We start from the raw sequence: 769 nt of genomic DNA on the forward strand, positions 1-769 counted from the left end.
TGATGCACTTGTTGAGGCTGACTCAGACGCTGAGGTTGACGCACTTGTGCTTGCTGACTCAGAGGCTGATGTCGATGCACTTGTTGAGGCTGACTCAGACGCTGAGGTGCTTGCGCTTGTTGATGCACTTGTACTTGCTGATTCAGATGCTGATGTCGATGCACTTGTTGAGGCTGACTCAGATGCTGAGGTGCTTGCGCTTGTGCTTGCTGATTCAGATGCTGAGGTCGATGCACTTGTACTTGCTGATTCAGATGCTGAGGTTGATGCACTTGTTGATGCTGATTCAGACGCTGATGTGCTTGCGCTTGTGCTTGCACTTGTTGATGCTGACTCAGATGCTGAGGTGCTTGCGCTTGTGCTTGCTGACTCAGACGCTGATGTGCTTGCACTTGTTGACGCTGACTCAGATGCCGATGTCGATGCACTTGTTGACACTGACTCAGACGCTGATGTGCTTGCGCTTGTGCTTGCTGATTCAGATGCTGAGGTCGATGCACTTGTACTTGCTGATTCAGATGCTGAGGTTGATGCACTTGTTGATGCTGATTCAGACGCTGATGTGCTTGCGCTTGTTGATGCTGACTCAGACGCTGAGGTTGATGCACTTGTTGACGCTGACGTACTTGCACTTGTTGATGCAGATGTGCTTGCTGACGTGCTTGCACTTGTTGACGCTGACGTACTTGCTGACGTGCTAGCAGATGTACTTGCGCTTGTTGAGGCGGATGTACTTGCTGACGTACTTGCACTTGTTGAGGCTGACGTG

At 50.8% G+C, this 769-nt stretch carries 1 pseudogene; it reads left to right on the forward strand.

The features are described from left to right. A pseudogene (locus ADH81_RS11340) lies at positions 1-769 on the forward strand (hypothetical protein); the annotation flags it as partial.

It is taken from the genome of Streptococcus pseudopneumoniae (assembly GCF_001072925.1).
Lineage (GTDB): Bacteria > Bacillota > Bacilli > Lactobacillales > Streptococcaceae > Streptococcus > Streptococcus pseudopneumoniae_Q.